This is a genomic window from Streptomyces sp. R41 (assembly GCF_041053055.1).
Taxonomy (GTDB): domain Bacteria; phylum Actinomycetota; class Actinomycetes; order Streptomycetales; family Streptomycetaceae; genus Streptomyces.
In genome coordinates, this window is the sequence record NZ_CP163443.1 from 3399003 (window position 1) to 3414192 (window position 15190).

A 15190-nucleotide genomic window follows, 5' to 3' on the forward strand; every position below is an offset into this window, starting at 1 on the left:
CGCAGCGCCCCGTCAGGGACGCGGGGAACACCACGACCAGCGCCCCGTCAGGGACGCGGTGAAACTGCGCGACAAGCGCCCCGTCAGGGGCGCGGGGAACTGCGCGACCAGCCCCCACCCACCCGCAGCCGATGAACAACCCAGCGGGGTCTGGGGCGCAGCCCCAGTGGACGGGAATGGGTAGCGGCGGCGGGGGCGACCACCCGGTCCTCAGCCCCGTACGACGGTGACGTCGATGTCGATGTCGAGCTCGGCCCCGCAGTGCCGCGTGACCGTGTCGGCGAAGGCGCGGGCCGGGGGCGACAGGGCATCCCACTGGCGTACGGCCCAGCCCGCCGTGAGGGGTGGCAGAGCCGGGACCGGGACGAAGCGAAGGCCGGGGTGGCGGGGGCCGCGCCAGCCGGGCAGCGCGGGCACGACGGCGTGGCCGAGGCCGAGCTCGGCGAGCAGGATCGCGGTGTCCCAGTCGGCGACACTGGTGTCCGAGGCGGCGGTCGGCACCCCCAACTCCCTGTAGGCGGAGTCGAGATGGGCTCGCGAAGTGGAGTTCTCCGGCAGCCCGATGAGCCGCATCCCGGCCAGCTCCGCCCCCTCGATGCGCTCGCACCCCGCGAGCTCGTCGTCGGCGCGCACGGCGAGCACCCAGGGCAGTTCGACGACGGCCCGCTGCTCGACCCCGCGCACGGGCGGCCCGAGGGTCACCCACGCGAGGTCGAGCCCGTGATCCCCGAGCGCCTCGAAACAGCTGCGACTCGAACTCTCGGTCTGAAACTCCAGGCTCACCTGCGGATACCGCCGCCGGAAGTCGACCACGGCGTCGGCCATGAAGTGCCGCACGGTGGCCCCGCCGGTGGCGATCCGCACGACCCCACCGCCCCCGCGCACCATCTCGTCGAGCCGCCGCAGCGCGAGGTCGAGCCCGGATATGCCCTCGGCGGCGGCCCGCTCCAGCACCCGCCCGGCGCGCGTCGGCACAACACCCCGCGCCTGCCGCTCGACGAGCCCGACCCCGACCTCCCGCTCCAGCCGCCGTACGTGCTGGCTCACCGCCGACTGGGTACAGCCGAGCTCCCGGGCCACGGCACTGAGACTGCCGGCCCGGCAGACGGCGACGAAAACACGCAGATCATCAAGCGTCACGAGGCCCAAAACTATCGGGGGCGGCCCGGGACCCTCACGTCAGATGCGGGTCTTGGCCAGCAGCTCGACGACCTCCTCAGCGGTCCCGGTCTCGCCGAGCCGGGGAAAGATCCGCTCGACGCTGTTGCGGTGCGTCTCCCCGTCGATGTCGGACATGGCATCGGTGGCCAGGGTGACGTGGTAGCCGTGCTCGTGGGCGGCGCGGGCGCTGGACTCGACGCCGATGCTGGTCGCGATGCCGGCCAGCACGATCTGGGTGATCCCGCGGCGGCGCAGCTGCAGGTCGAGGTCGGTGCCGTAGAAGGCGCCCCAGTTCCGCTTGGTGACGGTGATGTCCCCGGGGTGCCCGGCGAGTTCGTCGACGATGACGTCCCAGCCCTCCGGCCAGGTACGGGAGCGGCTGCCGCCGTCGATACGGCCGGGCGTGGCGTCCGATCCGTCGGCGGCCGCGGTGACCCGTACGAGGACGACCGGGAGGCCGTGCTCGCGGAAGGCGTCGGCGAGTCGGCCCGCGCGGGCCACCACCTCGGCGGCGGTGTACGGGGCGAGGTGCGGGTTCCCCACGATGCCGTTCTGGAGGTCGATGACGACGAGCGCGGTACGGGCGTCGAGCGTGCTGAGAGCCATGGTCAGGCCTTTCCGGGGGTTCGGGGGGTGAGGTTGCAAAGGGATCGGTCGAGGAGGGTGACCGCCAGGAGCAGGACGGCTCCGGCGAGCATGCAAAGGGCCAGGTCGTGCAGGCCGCCGGTGTCGGCGCCGTGCGGGAAGAAGGCCGCGGTGGCGGCGGAGGCCGCCATCGCGCCGAGGTACGTGAAGGTGCGCAGCAGTCCGGCGGCGGAGCCCATCCGGGCGGGGTCGGCCTGCCGGTACAGCGCGTTCTGGTTGGCCAGGCCGTTGAGGCCCTGCGGTACGCCCATGACGACACCGACAGCGGCGAGCACCCAGCCGGCACTGCCGGACTGCACCCTCAACAGCCCCGCGCACGCGGCGACTTGGACCCGACTCCCGACGACAAGCTTTCCGCGGATCGCCTCGCGCCGCCCGGTGACACCGGAGACGACCAGCGCGCTCAGGGACAGCGGCAGCAGGACGAGCCCCGCTGCGGCGGCGTGCAGCCCGCGCCCCTCCGTCCTGGTGGCGCGGGTGAGTCTCGGTTTCGGTATCACGGCCGGGTGAGCCGTTCCAGTACGGCCATCGCCTCGATGACGGTCTGCCACTCGGCCTCCGTGCAGCGGTCGTGGAAGGCCCGGGCCAGCCACTCCTGGCGGACCTGCCGGGTGCCCTCGACACGCTCGCGGCCGGCTTCGGTCAGCGTGACGAGTTGCCGCCGGCCGTCCCCCGGGTCCGGGCTGCGCGCGATCAGCCCGTGCTGGTCGAGCGCGGCGAGCGTGGCGGCCATGGACTGCGGTCGGACCCCCTCGGTCGCGGCAAGCCCGCTGGTCGTGGCCGCCCCGCTCTTGCTGAGCAGGGTCAGCGCGGACAGCTGGGAGGGCGTGAGGTCCTCCGTCTCGGAGACTTCCCTGATCCGCCGCCCCAGCCGGCTGAACGCGACCCGCAGATCGCGCGCGGCGCGGGCGGCGGACTCGGAGACACCTTCGGTGTCCCCGTTGTTCTCGTCCCTGGCACCACGGTTGTTCTCGTCCCTGGCACCACGGTTGTTCTCGTCCCTGGCACCACGGTTCTCGTTCATGGCATCACCGTAAATTCTTCAGTTCAGGCTGTCCAGTTTCAACTGCACAGCCTGAACTGCAGAAGGCGCCCGGCCGGCCACCGGTTCTCCCGACCCCACTCGTTCGCGTGAAGTCCCGGAAGGAACTCGCATCCCAAAATCGAACAGGCGTAGCATTGCCGCGTGGCTGCGACCTATGACTTTCCGAGTGACCTCCTGGCCGGTCAGGAGGAGCTGCATCAGGTCCGGGCCGAGCTGCTGGCCCTGCTGAAACGACTCCCCTGGTCCGTAGAACCCCTGGACGGCTTCAGCGACGCGGGCGGCTGGCGCAAGGTGGAGCGCCCCGCCTCCCCCGGCTGGACCGCCGACGAACAGGCCGAGGTGGAGAAGCTCCGTCAGCGGGAGCGCGAGCTCGCCGTGTTCGTGACCTGCCACCGCTTCTGGTCCGAGATCGCACCCCCGGAGACGGTCGACGCACGCATGACGCTGAAGCACGCGCACGAGAGCCCGGCCTGAGAGGTGGCAGGGCACGGAGGGACGGTCCGCGAGAAGGCGCTCCGGTCCGCATGCCTACCTCTCTACGCCGGAACGCATCCGCAGCCCGCCCAAAGAGCCCATGCTCACAGCAGGTTGGCCTGGGGCTTTGGTACGGCTCCCGGACCGCGCGTACCTCAATCTCCGCGAGCCGGGAACAGTTCGCCGCCTCCTGGACGCCGCGATGCCGCTCCCGGACCTCCGCACTTCCGGGCAGGTGATCGAAGTGGACGGATGGCGGGACTTCGACGCGCTCACGGATGAAGCGGACAATGATTAACACAAGCCTCAATTCGGCGAGGCAGCAGAGAGGGGCGGTCACCGTGGCAGAGCACCCACACGCAACGCTCGTCCGCAAGGGCTACGACGCCTTCTCGCGAGGTGACATGGACACCCTGCGCGGGTTGATGTCGTCGGACGCCACTCACCACGTACCCGGCAGTCACCCGTTGTCGGGCGACTTCAAGGGCCAGGACGCGATCATCGACATGTACGGTCAGCTCTTCGGGCGGACGAACGGCACCCTGAAGGTCGAACTGCGCCACGTACTCGTCGACGGCCGCGGCCACGCGGTCGCTGTCCACCACTACACAGCCGAGCGCAACGGCAAACTGATCGACGAGAACGGAGCCATCGTCTTCCGGATCGTCGGCGACAAAATCACCGACCTCGACGAATGCGTCGAGGACATCAACAGGGCAAACACCTTCTGGGGCTAGCCTCCCGAAGAGCCGCAGCTCGCCCTGCTGCTCTTCAGGCACTGCGTTCCGTGCCGGGACGTCTCGGCCTCCGTGATCTCCGGGCTGTCACGCAGGGTGTCCGACCTCGGCGCCTCGCTCGGCACCCCGGTCGCCGACACCATCCTCGCGGCCGGACTGGTATCCATGCCTACGCCGCCACGGTGATCACACTGGATCACTCCGGACCCCGCCCCTCACCGCAACGGCTCACTATTGGTTGCGCCGTCTCACACAGCCGGGTCTGGTGGGTTTATGCAGCCAGAGTCTCGCACTTCGGACGGCGGCACCTCAGGGCCGCCCGACCGGCCGCCTGTCGAGCGGTCGCACTGGGTGGCCTTCGCCGGGATCATGCTGATGCTGAGCGGTCTGTTCGACATCATTAATGGCTTCGTCGCCTTGCTGGACAACGGCTACTACGCCACGACTTTCGAACACGGTCAGCGACTTCTCATCTTCAACTATGACGCCTGGGGCTGGGTCTGGATCTTTGTGGGCATTGCACAGATCCTGGCCAGTCTTGGCGTATTCATGGGGTCGAGATTCGCGCGGATCGCCGGCATCGTGCTGGCTGGTGCCTGCATGGTCGGCCAACTGATTTTCCTGTCCACGTTCCCTCTCTGGTCCGTGGCCACCATGGCTCTCTCCGTGCTCGTCATCTACGGGCTGGTCTCCGTGCCTCGCCACCTACCTGGCGAGCGAGTCTGAACCCGCCCAGGAGAAAGGCGAAGCGGCCCCATTCGATCTCTGAGCCGGCCTGATGCCCCTGGTCCAGCTGGCCGAGCGGTGCGCTTTGCCCGAGCTGGGCGGCACCGCGGGCGTCGGCGGCCTTGCCCCGCCGCAGCCGCACCGCCGTCGGCACCGGCCGGGCCGCGTCCTACCTCTCGTCTTCGTCCCGGCCACCCTCGAAGACGAAGAGCGGTTTGGCGCCATGTGCGGGTGCTTCGGCGAACGAGATGGCTTCAGTGAAGCGTTCGAGCGGGAACGGCTCGCCTTGGGGGATGCTCAGCACTTCATCAGCGACGAGACTGCGAACCTCGGACAGCGCGCGCAGCGCATCCGCAGGTGAGGCAGTGCCGAACCAGCGGTTCAGCCAGAAGCCACGGACTACTTTGGTCTCGTAGATGAGCGAGCGTGCCGACAGCGGGATCGTCAGCGCCGCCGGGTCAGTCTGCCTATGGGTGGAGAGAGCACCGTAGACCACGACCTCTCCTCCCGGAGCCAATGCCTGGGATACCTGGGCACCCACATGGCCCGCGACACAGTCGATGGCCTTGCGCACGCCGGCCGATCCTGCAATCTCGGCCACACGCTGCAACAGGTCCTCGTCCTCAGTGCAAATGACCTCGTCACCACCAAGCGCCTTGATCTCCTCGACGGCATCGCGCCGCCGCACGACATTGATCGTGCGAATACCCAGATGCCTGGCCAGCTGAATGACGAGCCGGCCGACGGTGGAGCCCGCGGCCGTCTGCAACAACCATTCACCCGGCTGTACATCGAGTTCGCGAGTCACCAATAGCAGCGCGGTCAACGGGTTGACGGCGAGCTGACAGGCGCTGGAGTCGCTCAGCTGATCGGGGACCGGCAGGAGCCTTCGTGTATCGGCAACAAGGAATTCCTGCCAAGTGCCGGCCACATGCGGCCCGGGTACCGCCGGGACAGCAACGGCCACCACGCGCTCGCCGATCTTCAGTCCCTCGGTATCCGGGCCCAGGGCCTCAATACGGCCCACGCATTCCATGTGACCCCCGACGGTGGGAAACTCGGGGGAGAAACCGTAGCGGCCACGCAGCACGTGCAGATCACTGGCGTGAATCGGAGTCGCCTTCACACGGATCAACGCCTGACCGGCTTCTGGCGTGGGAACAGGCCGGGATTCCAGCCGCAGGACATCGGCCGGCTCGCCAACCTTTCCGGCTACGAGCGCGCGCATGGACTGTGGCATGAGTGGCCTCTCGTCTCTCAGCGCCCGACGAACTCGGCGGGCGTTCTGGACAGGAACAATGCCGGTGGCGGCATCCTCGTCGGCGACCAGGCTCCGGACCTTTCTTTCTCGAAATGGAGCAGGCCCGTGCGCTGAGCGTCATCGGCGTCAGGTCCCCTCTAGGCCTTTACCGACTCGCTCAGCATGATCATGTGAGCGAGCTGGGGTTCGGGCGGCCTACTGAGGTCCGTGATCAGGACCGCTCGCCGCAGCGCACTGATCTGAGGCAGAGTGGAGGATCGGCGAACGGATTGGATGCCTGAAGGTGTTGGCGAGATTCTTGACGAGCGTCTGTGCGCTGTCAGTCCTCATTGATCACCTCGATGGACTGGACCCCGGGCGCATGCCCTACCAAGTCCGCCGCACGCACCGCACCGAGAGCCCCTGGAGTCCCCGGAGTCCCCGGAGTCCCCGACATCACGCTAAGCGCCACTGACAGGCTCTGCAATCCAGCCTCCGACGGCTCCCACCTGGTCGGCAGTCCGTATTGCCGCAGGCGAAGGAGAAGGTCGGCGTAGCGACTTTGGCCGGGAGCTGCTTTGGCGCGAGTGATCATGGCCCCGTAGGCTTCCGGCGCGTCGGGCAGCGCTTCCTTGCCAGGCTGGAACAGCAGACCACGGCTGCTACGGCGAAGGAGACCCACAAGGTCCTGCGCACAGCTCTGCCGGCAGCCTGCCGCGAAGAACTGATCGCTAGGAACGTCGTCACCCTCGTTGACGCGCTTCGGGTCGAGTCCCGCAGCCTCGATCCCTGGAGTCTGGACGAGACGCTCGACTTCCTCATCGCGGCTCGGAGTGATCCGCTCTACGCCGCGTTCGTGCTCGCATCGCGCTCGGTCTCCGTCGTGGGGAGGTAATGGGACTCCAGTGGCAGGACGTAGACCTCGACAAGCGCGAGATCAGGGTCCGAAAGCAGCGGAAACGGGTCGCAGGGGAGGCATACGAGGACGATCCGAAGGGGCGACGCCGTAGGCAGGTGCTGCCGCTGCCAGCCATCTGCGTTGCCCCTTTGAGGTATCAGCGGATGCGGCAAGCCGCGGTGGGTGAGCGGGCGGGTGATCGCTGGGAGGGGAGCGGCTACGTGTTCACCACGCGTACGGGGCGACCGATCGAGCCGCGCAACGTCTACCGCTCGTTCACTCGGGTCGCCAAGAACGCGGACCTGCGGGTCATCCGGCTGCATGACGCTCGGCACGGCTGCGCGACCCTGCTCACCGCGGCCGGGGTGGCGCCACGCGTCGTGATGGATCTGCGACCAGGGTGCCCAGGTCGCTCCGGCTGTAGAGCCGGCCCAGCTCATCAGCGCACCTCGACTGTGGCGAGCCGCCGTTGACCGTGGTTGACCGCACCATGTGGCACGACCGTGGCACGCGCAGAGGGGCTACGGGCTTAGAAGGCGCTTGATGTCCGAGCCCTGCACGGCCTCTCACCTGCAGTTGGCAGCGTTGTGATCGATCGGCCTGGGCGGCTTCGACGTGCATTCGACAGAAGCCAGTGATTGCTCTGGGCAGGCGGGGCGCCGGTATGGGCGCTGTGGCCGCGGCACCGCTGATGCGGACCCCCGGGGCCGAATCTAGACTGGCGAAGGCATGGAAAGTCCCCAATTAGGGAGATGTGCACCGTGGCTAAGCGAGGGAACAAGCGACGCGCCCGTAAGAAGAAGAAGGCCAATCACGGCAAGCGTCCCAACGCCTGAGCCAACCGAGCAGACGGCCGACGGGTCCTCTTGAAGACTGGTCGCCTTTTCCAGAGTTGGGCAGGAACATTCGAACCTGCGCGCACGGCTCCGGAGGCCGACGCGGTTCACCAGGTTTGCCCAGCTGAGAGGGCTTCGCCCGCTGTGGGCTGCCCGGCCATCCCACAGATGCGCCGCGGGGCTGCCGCCGACCACCCCTTTACAGGTCGCTTCTTATGGCAGCAGGGCCGGTGGTTGTCCGCCGGAACAAGAAGCCGGGACGGTGAGCGCGTCCCGCACGGCCGTGGAGCCGAAGACCTGGATTTGTGCAGGTACTTCGGGCCGGAAGAGTACGTAGTGGGCAGCCAGGAAGGACAGGCCGCCCCAGGGTTCGCGCTCATGGGCACGGCCGAGGACTTGCCCGCAGTGTTGAGAACAGGTGATCCACGGGACCACGAGCAGGTCGGCCAACTCCGGTCGGCCGCTGAGCGAAGCGGCGGTCAGGGGAACGGCGTCTGCCCAGGCGAGGACGAGCAGGGTGGAGTCGTCATCGCTGCGGGGACGGCACCGGCCGATCCGCTCTTCGAGCGCCTCGCGCTGGCCCCACATCTCCGAAGTGACCACCAACCGTGCACGGATGCTCGCGCTGATTGAGATGTCGGTGCCTGTTTCCGAATACTCCCCTTGGGAGGCCAGCTGGCCAGGCGTGGAAGGGTGACCGTCGTCCGCGTGGGCGGCGCTATCCGGTCCGGATTCGGTTGACGTCGAGGTTGCTCAGTCAAGGACCGCGAGGTGGTCGGCGGCGCCGCCGTGCCACTCGATCATGAAGAGGGTGGCGTCGTCGGTGGTGCGTCCGCCCCGTTCCCTCTTCAGGGTGTGGGAGAGTCCGCGCAGATCCGCCCGTAGCCCCTGTGACGGCTCTTCCCCCAGGCGGTTGACGCAGTGGATGAGGCGTTCCTCGCCGAACAGCTCGCCGCCGGCGACGTGTTCCTCGATGATGCCGTCGGTGTAGCACAGCACCCGGTCGCCCGGCTGGAGCATGTGCTCTCTGATCCGGGGCTCGTCGCCGCCGAAGCCGACGGGCAGCGTCGTCGCGCTCTCCAGCTTTCGCACGACCCGGCCATGGCGGATCAGCAGCGGCGCGGGGTGGCCCGCGTTGACCAACTCCAGCTCACCCGTGGCGATGTTGATGTGCATCAGCTGCGCCGTGACGAAGTGGTCGGGACCGAACTGCCGGGAGATGGCATCGTCCATGAACACGTACTTCTCGGCCAGGCTGACGAACACGCGCCGGGCATGCCGGTAGGCGCCGATGGCCACGGTCGCCATCACGGCGGCGTCCAGGCCGTGGCCCATCGCGTCGATCACGGCCGTGTGCAGGACGTTGTCGTTGAGGGCGTAGTCGAAGCTGTCGCCGGCGACGCGGTAGGCGGGCTCCAGGATGCCGGCCACCGCGACCTGCGGCACGGTCATCGTCAGCGGCGGCAGCAGGCTCCACTGGATCTCCGCGGACACGCTCATCGGCTCCCGGCGCCGGGCCAGGAAGAACAGGTCGGTGTAGGCGTTCTTGGTGACCAGCATGTCGGCGACCAGGCCGGCGAGCCTGCGCAGCAGACGCCGGTCGTCGTCGCCGACGGCGTCCAGGGTCAGAGCCATCACCCCCACCTGGTCACTACCGTCCAGCAGCGGCAGGTACATCCGCACGCCGCCGTGGGCCCGCGGCACCTCGACGACCTCCGCGCTCAGGAAGGCCCGGCCGGCGGGGGATTCGGCCATCGGCTCGGGCTGGCCGACGTGCAACTTCCCGCCCGCAAGCGGCACCAGCACCTCCTGCGCGTAGTCCTGCAGCAGGATGGAGACGTCCCGACCACCGATCCCGGCCACCTCCTCCGCGATCAACGGGGCGACCAGCTGCGGCGGCATCAGCCGCGCCCGATCCAGCAGCAGACCGAGCAGCCGCTCACCGAAACCCTCCGACCGATCCACGCTCTCCTCGCCCATGACCCGCCTCGCCACCTCCTTCCTGCCACCGCCTCCGCACAACGTGACCTGGGAAGCCGCCGGAGCGGCTCATTACTCCATGCGCGGCATGTCGTGTCGGCCCGCGCTGTCCGCGCGGAGTGATCAGGACTCCCGGGTCAGCGAGGACGCCGTCCCACCTGGCGGTGAGGGCCGGCCACGGACCAGTCGCCTGGTCATCGAGGTGATCACTGCCCAGGTGATGTGGCTTCTGAGTGCTGGGGAAGGCGTTTTGACGTTGGGGCGGGCTCGCTGGGGCGGTGTTGCGTGGGACGGGCGCGGGGCGTCTGCTTCGCGCGCCAGAACCCGCTTGTCGCCAGGCGCTTGCGCGACATACACGCCCCAACCCACCATTCACCCCAGCTCCCATCCCGTCTGGGCCGTAACGTGCTTGCGGCCCAAGGGCCGGCCCTGGCGCCGAAGGCGCAGAGGGGCCGGGCCCCAGGGGCCAGCCCGCGCTTGACGCGGGTGTCGGCGCCGCCACCGTCTCCAAGGCGTACCAAGTCCTCCGGGCCATCATGAACACGGCCGTGGATGACGGACTGATCGAGCGCAATCCGTGCCGGGTGAAGGGCGCGGGAACGGTCACCCACACCGAGCGGCCGTTCCTCTCCGTGCCCGAGGTGTACCGGCTCGCCGACGCCGTCCCGCCTCACTGCCGCGCCCTGGTGCTCCTGGCGGCCTTCGCCGCGCTCCGCTTCGGTGAGCTGGCGGCCCTCCAGCGCCGGGACATCGACCTGGAGGCCCGCACGGTGTCCGTCCGCCGCTCGTACGCCGAGACGCGGACCGACGGCCTCACGGTCAAGGCTCCCAAGACCGCGGCCGGTGTCCGTACCGTCGCCTTCCCGGCCTCGCTCGTCCCGGAGCTGACGCACCACCTGGCCGAGTACGCGAGTGCCGGCCGAACCGGGCTCGTCTTCGTCGGCGCCCGCGGCGGTGTCCTGCGCCGGAACAACTTCCGGCGGATCTGGCTCCGTGCCCTCGACGCGACCGGCCTCGGTGACGTGCACTTCCACGATCTCCGGCACACCGGGAACACCCTCGCCGCGACCGGTGGAGCGACCACCCGCGAGCTGATGCACCGGATGGGCCACTCGTCGGTACGGGCCGCCCTGATCTACCAGCACCTCGTCAACGGCCGCGACCACCAGATCGCCGACTACGTCGACGGACAGATCAAGAAGGTGAAGCGGCCCCCGCGCGGCCCATCTGGCACGTAAGTGGCACGGCGGCCCCGAGCGGCCGAGAAAGATCAAGGCCCAGGTCTCCGGCTTCGCACCGGTTGACCTGGGCCTTAGTCGTGTCCTGAGACTGGTGGGCGCGGACGGTTTCGAACCGCCGACATCCGCCTTGTAAGTTCGATCCCGCGCCTGCGTGGCTGCGGTCCAACCTGTGCGCGGGTGCCATTGCCGGGCGCTGCCGTATGCCGCCGTCCGGGCTCGTTGATGTCAGCGTTGGATGTCAGCGGAACAGCTGCGGCTGCTGGGTGACGGCCCGGCCAAGCAGCTGACGGCCCCGAGATGGCCCCAGCACAGCATCAAGCCCTCCATCGACGGAGAACCCGTTGGTGGGGGGCTTGATGCTGTGCGTGATACCTCTGTCTACCGCACGTCTACGTAGTCGCCGGCGGTCTTGACCGTCGCAGTCGTGCTGGTGCCGGAGAAGTAGTAGCGCCAGTAGCCGTCGCTGGCAGCTGTTGCGGTGGTCTTCAGGCTGCCGGTGCTGTTGGTGTACACGGTCTTGACCGTCGTGTAGGTGTCTGTTCCCGCTTTGCGGAACTGCAGCTTGACCGGCTGATTGGTGTAGCCACGGTAGTCGTGGGTCTCCCAGTTGGCGCGGGTCAGTTTGCCGGTGACGGTGATGGTCTTGCCCTTGGCGACCGGCTCCGGCGAGGCGTTGACGCTGAGCTTCGAGTAGCGCTGGATGTTCGTGTACTTGTAGGCATCTAGGGAGATGCCGCCGTTGCCCTTGTCGTAGGCGTCGACGCCGACCTTCCACTGCCCGGCCCAAGAGTTCTTCTGCAGGTCGCGGGGGTTGAGGGTGAAGGGGACGACGCAGGTCTTCGTCGCGGCGTCGACGGCTGTGCACGTAGGACGGCCGAACGGCACCGTCATGTCCGTGTCTTCTTCCTTGGGGCCGCCGTGCCACACGAACACGCGGGCCGTTTCGATGCCGTCCGGATCGGTGGCGGTCACCGAAGCCGAGAAGGTGACCGTGTTGGAGATGCCGACCACGATGGGCTTGCCACCGTTGACCGTGACGCTGGTGATCGTTGTGTCGCCGCCCCACGACTCGTCGGCCTGAGCCGTTGGAGCGCTTGCGACGGCGAGTGCCAGGGCGCCGGACAGAGCGGTGCCTATGGCGATTGAGCGCATGTAGTCCCCAGAAAAATCAGGCCTGCCGGTCGAGCCCCCACCGCAGGCACCACGATTGATGGAGGGAGAGTACTGCGTTCACGCCAACTTGGCTGATTGTCCACCTGCACGCCAGTCACCACACGCAGCGCGACCAACATCGCGGAGGACCGGACCACCTGCACGATGGCCGGGGTCTTGCCGGAGATCTTGATGAGCTGGGTTCTCGCTGCTCAGGAGCAGTGTGCTCGTGCGCTTGGTGGTCGTCATTGGTCGTCCTTGGCCACTGTCGAGCAGCCTCGGACGGCCCAGAGACGGCCCAGCTTCGCCGCGCTCGACTGACAGCCGGCACCCTCGATGCGCCCCGTCTGAACCTCAGCCGACGACAGTCAGCCACGACGGCGGGCGCGCCACCCGACCACGCCCGCGTATTTGCCTCGCTCCGCCCCACGGCCTCAGCCACGCTGTCGGTGCCGTCGACCAGAGCGAGCCATGACGGCCGGACCGTGACGCCAGCGCCTGGGCCCTCAGCTTGGGAGGCTGTTGCCGTTTCCGGCCGGTTCAGGCGCTGACCTGTGCGAGAGCCCGCGGTGTGGCCACGTCGGACTTCGTGGCTTCTACCCGTCGACAACTGTCATCGTCTGTCGTCGTGGGCCATCTTCGGATGGCCCCGAGACGGCCCCGGATAGTGCCGGATCACGGCCCTCGACTTCCCCAGTTGTCTCAGCTCTGGGCCGCGGCCCCGCTGGCGGTCAGATAATCGTCGATGTGGCGGGCGGAACGGCAGCCGCTCTCGATCGCCCCGTCGATGAAGCCACGCCACGTGCTCGCCGAGTCGGAACCCGCGAAGAACAGCCGCCCTTCGGTGGTGCGCAGGTCCGGCAACACCTCTGCCAGCTGTCCCGGCCGGTAGATGCACCACGTGCCGAGCGCGAGCGGGTCGTTGGTCCAGTCCCACCCGACGATCCGTTCCACCTCGACGCCTGGCAGGAACAGCTGCAGCGCTTCCTGCATGCCGTCAGCGTCGTCGAACTCGGTCATCGGCAGCCGCTTCGGATTGGCGGAGAACACGATCAGCCACGAGCCGTCCGCGCCGTGGTCGTAGGTCACCAGATAGTTGATCGCCTGTGACTCGGGGGCCACCATGCTCACGTTGCCGACGTCGCCTTTCACGCGCACGTAGCACTTCATACCGGCACCCGCGTGCCGATCGGTCGATGCGGTCCGCTTGATCTCGGACAAGCGAGGCTCGAACTCCACGCTGTTCAGAACGTTCATCGGCAGCGCGATCAAGGCGGTCGGCGCGTGGATGGCCTCGCCGCTGTCGAGCTCGACCCGCACCCCGTCGTCGGTCTGGACGACACGCCGCACGGGCGAGTTGAGGCGGATATCGGCCAGTGTTGCCTGCCCGGCGATGGAGCGGATCAGCTCGCGTGTCCCTTTCACCAGCTTCGTTGCCGACAACGCGGCCATGGCCTGCGCCGCGCTGTACCCCGCCAAGGCATAGCATCGGAAAACCTCGGTCGCGCCGGACTGATCGAGCGGGCCGAACGCGATCAAGCAACACATCCCCTCCACCCAGTCGCGCAGCTCCGGCGCGACGTGCAAGGTCTCAAGCTGCTCACGCAGCGATCGATCACCCAAGCCCTGCGGATCCGGACCCAAAGTTTCCGAGAACGGCTCCGGAAACAGCGTCACGCCCGGCGCGCTGAACTGGTCGAACGCGGCCAGTGCCTTTGCGGCATCGTCGTCGGACAAGTCGACGACGCGGCCGTCGGACACCACCGCCTGCCGCAGCCCCTCCAGCACCGGGAAGGTCTCGGTCTCGACCCCGTACCGGTCGACCTCGGACCACACGTGCGGCTGCAGCGGGTGAACCCACGTACCGCCGAGCTCCATCGCATGCCCGTCGTGGTCCGCTGTGTAGGTCCGGCCACCCAGCCGATCACGCGCCTCGACCAGCACCGCGCTCCGCCCGCGCATCGACAATTCGCGCGCGGCCGTCACACCGGCAAACCCGCCGCCGACGATCACGACATCCGGTTCAGAATCTGCCTCACTCACAGTCGGCTCCTTCGGTCGTCCGACCTAAACCGCGAGCGACCATCCAGGGATAGCCGTTGACGGCGACGATTCCCGTACCACTGGCCAGTTGCTACCGCGGGATCATCTGTACTCGCACACCACCGACGGCCGAAGACCAGGCTTGCCCACCCTCCAGCGCCAATCGTCCTTCGTTGAGCATCCCGGCTGCTACGACCCTTGCCGACGCCTCCAAGAGTTCCCAGGGCGCGACATCATCAAAGGCCCGCCGCGATCGCTCCACACAGCCTTCCAGTGCTCTGACAGCAGCAGCGACGTCGTCCACCTCCTGGCCGGCACTACCTACGCCGTCGAGTGACAACACCAGCGACAACCTCATACCTTCACGGTCCCACTGCTGCTCCCTAGCCACCATCTGATAGCAGTCGGACGGGTCCTTCCGCACTCACCACTCACCCCAGCTCCCATCCCGTCTGCCGTCGACCCACACACCGTGGAGCGGGCGTGGTTCCTGGCGTCCAGGTGGAGCGCGCCACTGTACGAACGACCTGGCCGCCAGGGGCCGCGTCTGCTCGGCTCTGCCTGGGTCGACGGTGGACGGGATGGGAGCACCCCACGCACGCCACTACTCGGCCGGCACTCGCGAACGGCGCCCCCTCCGGACTCGTCTTCGTCGGGGCCCGCGGCGGTGTCCTCCGCCGCAACAACTTCCGCCGGATCTGGCTCCGTGCCCTCGACGCGACCGGCCTCGGTGACGTGCACTTCCACGATCTCCGGCACACCGGCAACACCCTCGCCGCGACCGGCGGCGCCACCACCCGCGAGCTAATGCACCGCATGGGCCACTCGTCGGTGCGGGCCGCCCTGCTCTACCAGCACCTCGTCAACGGCCGCGACCACCAGATCGCCGACTACGTCGACGGACAGATCAAGAAGGTGAAGCGGCCCCCGCGCGGCCCATCTGGCACGTAAGTGGCACGGCGGCCCCGAGCGGCCGAGAAAGATCAAGGCCCAGGTCTCCGGCTTCGCACCG

General features: G+C 68.3%; 14 protein-coding genes and 1 pseudogene. 6 read left to right on the forward strand and 9 right to left on the reverse strand.

The genetic code is table 11. From position 1 onward, the window contains the following. Positions 1-210 precede the first annotated feature (210 nt). The 4 genes from AB5J53_RS15835 to AB5J53_RS15850 are packed head-to-tail and all read right to left on the reverse strand — an operon-like array spanning position 211 to position 2830. Positions 211-1140 (reverse strand): LysR family transcriptional regulator, encoded by a 930-nt coding sequence (locus tag AB5J53_RS15835; RefSeq protein ID WP_369246295.1) that lies wholly within the window; start codon positions 1138-1140, stop codon positions 211-213. Positions 1141-1179: 39 nt separating this feature from the next. Further along, the gene (locus tag AB5J53_RS15840) at positions 1180-1767 is read right to left on the reverse strand and encodes a hydrolase (RefSeq protein ID WP_369246296.1); all 588 of its coding nucleotides are present in this window, start codon (positions 1765-1767) and stop codon (positions 1180-1182) included. Positions 1768-1769: 2 nt separating this feature from the next. Then, positions 1770-2306 (reverse strand): hypothetical protein, encoded by a 537-nt coding sequence (locus tag AB5J53_RS15845; RefSeq protein WP_369246297.1) that lies wholly within the window; start codon positions 2304-2306, stop codon positions 1770-1772. Continuing rightward, positions 2303-2830 carry a MarR family winged helix-turn-helix transcriptional regulator gene (locus AB5J53_RS15850; RefSeq protein WP_369246298.1) on the reverse strand — a complete coding sequence of 176 codons (528 nt, stop codon included), beginning with the start codon at positions 2828-2830 and terminating at the stop codon, positions 2303-2305. The genes AB5J53_RS15845 and AB5J53_RS15850 overlap by 4 nt, the downstream gene beginning before the upstream one ends. A gap of 162 nt (positions 2831-2992) precedes the next feature. Here AB5J53_RS15850 and AB5J53_RS15855 point away from each other — a divergent pair, with 162 nt between their 5' ends. From AB5J53_RS15855 to AB5J53_RS15865, 3 genes are all read left to right on the forward strand, one after another. Continuing rightward, positions 2993-3325, forward strand: coding sequence for a hypothetical protein (locus AB5J53_RS15855; RefSeq protein ID WP_369246299.1), 333 nt, complete (start codon positions 2993-2995; stop codon positions 3323-3325). A 341-nt stretch (positions 3326-3666) separates the two neighbouring features. Continuing rightward, positions 3667-4062, forward strand: a complete 396-nt coding sequence (locus AB5J53_RS15860) for a nuclear transport factor 2 family protein (protein ID WP_369246300.1) — start codon at positions 3667-3669, stop codon at positions 4060-4062. Positions 4063-4335: 273 nt separating this feature from the next. Beyond that, on the forward strand, positions 4336-4788 hold the full coding sequence (locus AB5J53_RS15865; protein WP_369246301.1) for a hypothetical protein: 453 nt from the start codon (positions 4336-4338) through the stop codon (positions 4786-4788). 169 nt (positions 4789-4957) lie between these two features. Here the strand turns inward: AB5J53_RS15865 and AB5J53_RS15870 are convergent, their stop codons facing one another. Beyond that, entirely contained in the window at positions 4958-6016 is a 1059-nt protein-coding gene (locus AB5J53_RS15870) for a zinc-dependent alcohol dehydrogenase family protein (RefSeq protein WP_369246302.1), read from the reverse strand. 628 nt (positions 6017-6644) lie between these two features. Between AB5J53_RS15870 and AB5J53_RS15875 the strand changes: the two are divergent. Beyond that, positions 6645-7318 (forward strand): annotated as a pseudogene (locus tag AB5J53_RS15875) (tyrosine-type recombinase/integrase); the annotation flags it as partial. Positions 7319-7975: 657 nt separating this feature from the next. Here AB5J53_RS15875 and AB5J53_RS15880 read toward each other — a convergent pair. Further along, positions 7976-8368 (reverse strand): hypothetical protein, encoded by a 393-nt coding sequence (locus tag AB5J53_RS15880; protein WP_369246303.1) that lies wholly within the window; start codon positions 8366-8368, stop codon positions 7976-7978. Between the two features lie 147 nt (positions 8369-8515). After that, positions 8516-9742, reverse strand: a complete 1227-nt coding sequence (locus AB5J53_RS15885) for a PP2C family protein-serine/threonine phosphatase (RefSeq protein WP_369246304.1) — start codon at positions 9740-9742, stop codon at positions 8516-8518. Between the two features lie 548 nt (positions 9743-10290). Here AB5J53_RS15885 and AB5J53_RS15890 point away from each other — a divergent pair. Further along, complete coding sequence (locus tag AB5J53_RS15890; RefSeq protein ID WP_369246305.1) at positions 10291-10980, forward strand: tyrosine-type recombinase/integrase; 690 nt, start codon at positions 10291-10293, stop codon at positions 10978-10980. A 381-nt stretch (positions 10981-11361) separates the two neighbouring features. Here the strand turns inward: AB5J53_RS15890 and AB5J53_RS15895 are convergent, their stop codons facing one another. After that, positions 11362-12135 (reverse strand): calcium-binding protein, encoded by a 774-nt coding sequence (locus AB5J53_RS15895; protein WP_369246306.1) that lies wholly within the window; start codon positions 12133-12135, stop codon positions 11362-11364. 702 nt (positions 12136-12837) lie between these two features. Beyond that, positions 12838-14178 carry a flavin monoamine oxidase family protein gene (locus AB5J53_RS15900; protein ID WP_369246307.1) on the reverse strand — a complete coding sequence of 447 codons (1341 nt, stop codon included), beginning with the start codon at positions 14176-14178 and terminating at the stop codon, positions 12838-12840. 483 nt (positions 14179-14661) lie between these two features. Here AB5J53_RS15900 and AB5J53_RS15905 point away from each other — a divergent pair, with 483 nt between their 5' ends. Then, positions 14662-15129, forward strand: coding sequence for a tyrosine-type recombinase/integrase (locus tag AB5J53_RS15905; protein WP_369246308.1), 468 nt, complete (start codon positions 14662-14664; stop codon positions 15127-15129). The last annotated feature ends 61 nt before the right edge of the window (positions 15130-15190 follow it).

What these genes read in the sequence shown, in the direction of transcription:
- AB5J53_RS15840 (WP_369246296.1), bottom strand. Translation starts at nt 1,767, where the DNA reads ATGGCTCTCAGCACGCTCGACGCCCGTACCGCGCTCGTCGTCATCGAC.
- AB5J53_RS15850 (WP_369246298.1), bottom strand. Translation starts at nt 2,830, where the DNA reads ATGAACGAGAACCGTGGTGCCAGGGACGAGAACAACCGTGGTGCCAGG.
- AB5J53_RS15865 (WP_369246301.1), top strand. Translation starts at nt 4,336, where the DNA reads ATGCAGCCAGAGTCTCGCACTTCGGACGGCGGCACCTCAGGGCCGCCC.
- AB5J53_RS15870 (WP_369246302.1), bottom strand. Translation starts at nt 6,016, where the DNA reads ATGCGCGCGCTCGTAGCCGGAAAGGTTGGCGAGCCGGCCGATGTCCTG.
- AB5J53_RS15885 (WP_369246304.1), bottom strand. Translation starts at nt 9,742, where the DNA reads ATGGGCGAGGAGAGCGTGGATCGGTCGGAGGGTTTCGGTGAGCGGCTG.
- AB5J53_RS15895 (WP_369246306.1), bottom strand. Translation starts at nt 12,135, where the DNA reads ATGCGCTCAATCGCCATAGGCACCGCTCTGTCCGGCGCCCTGGCACTC.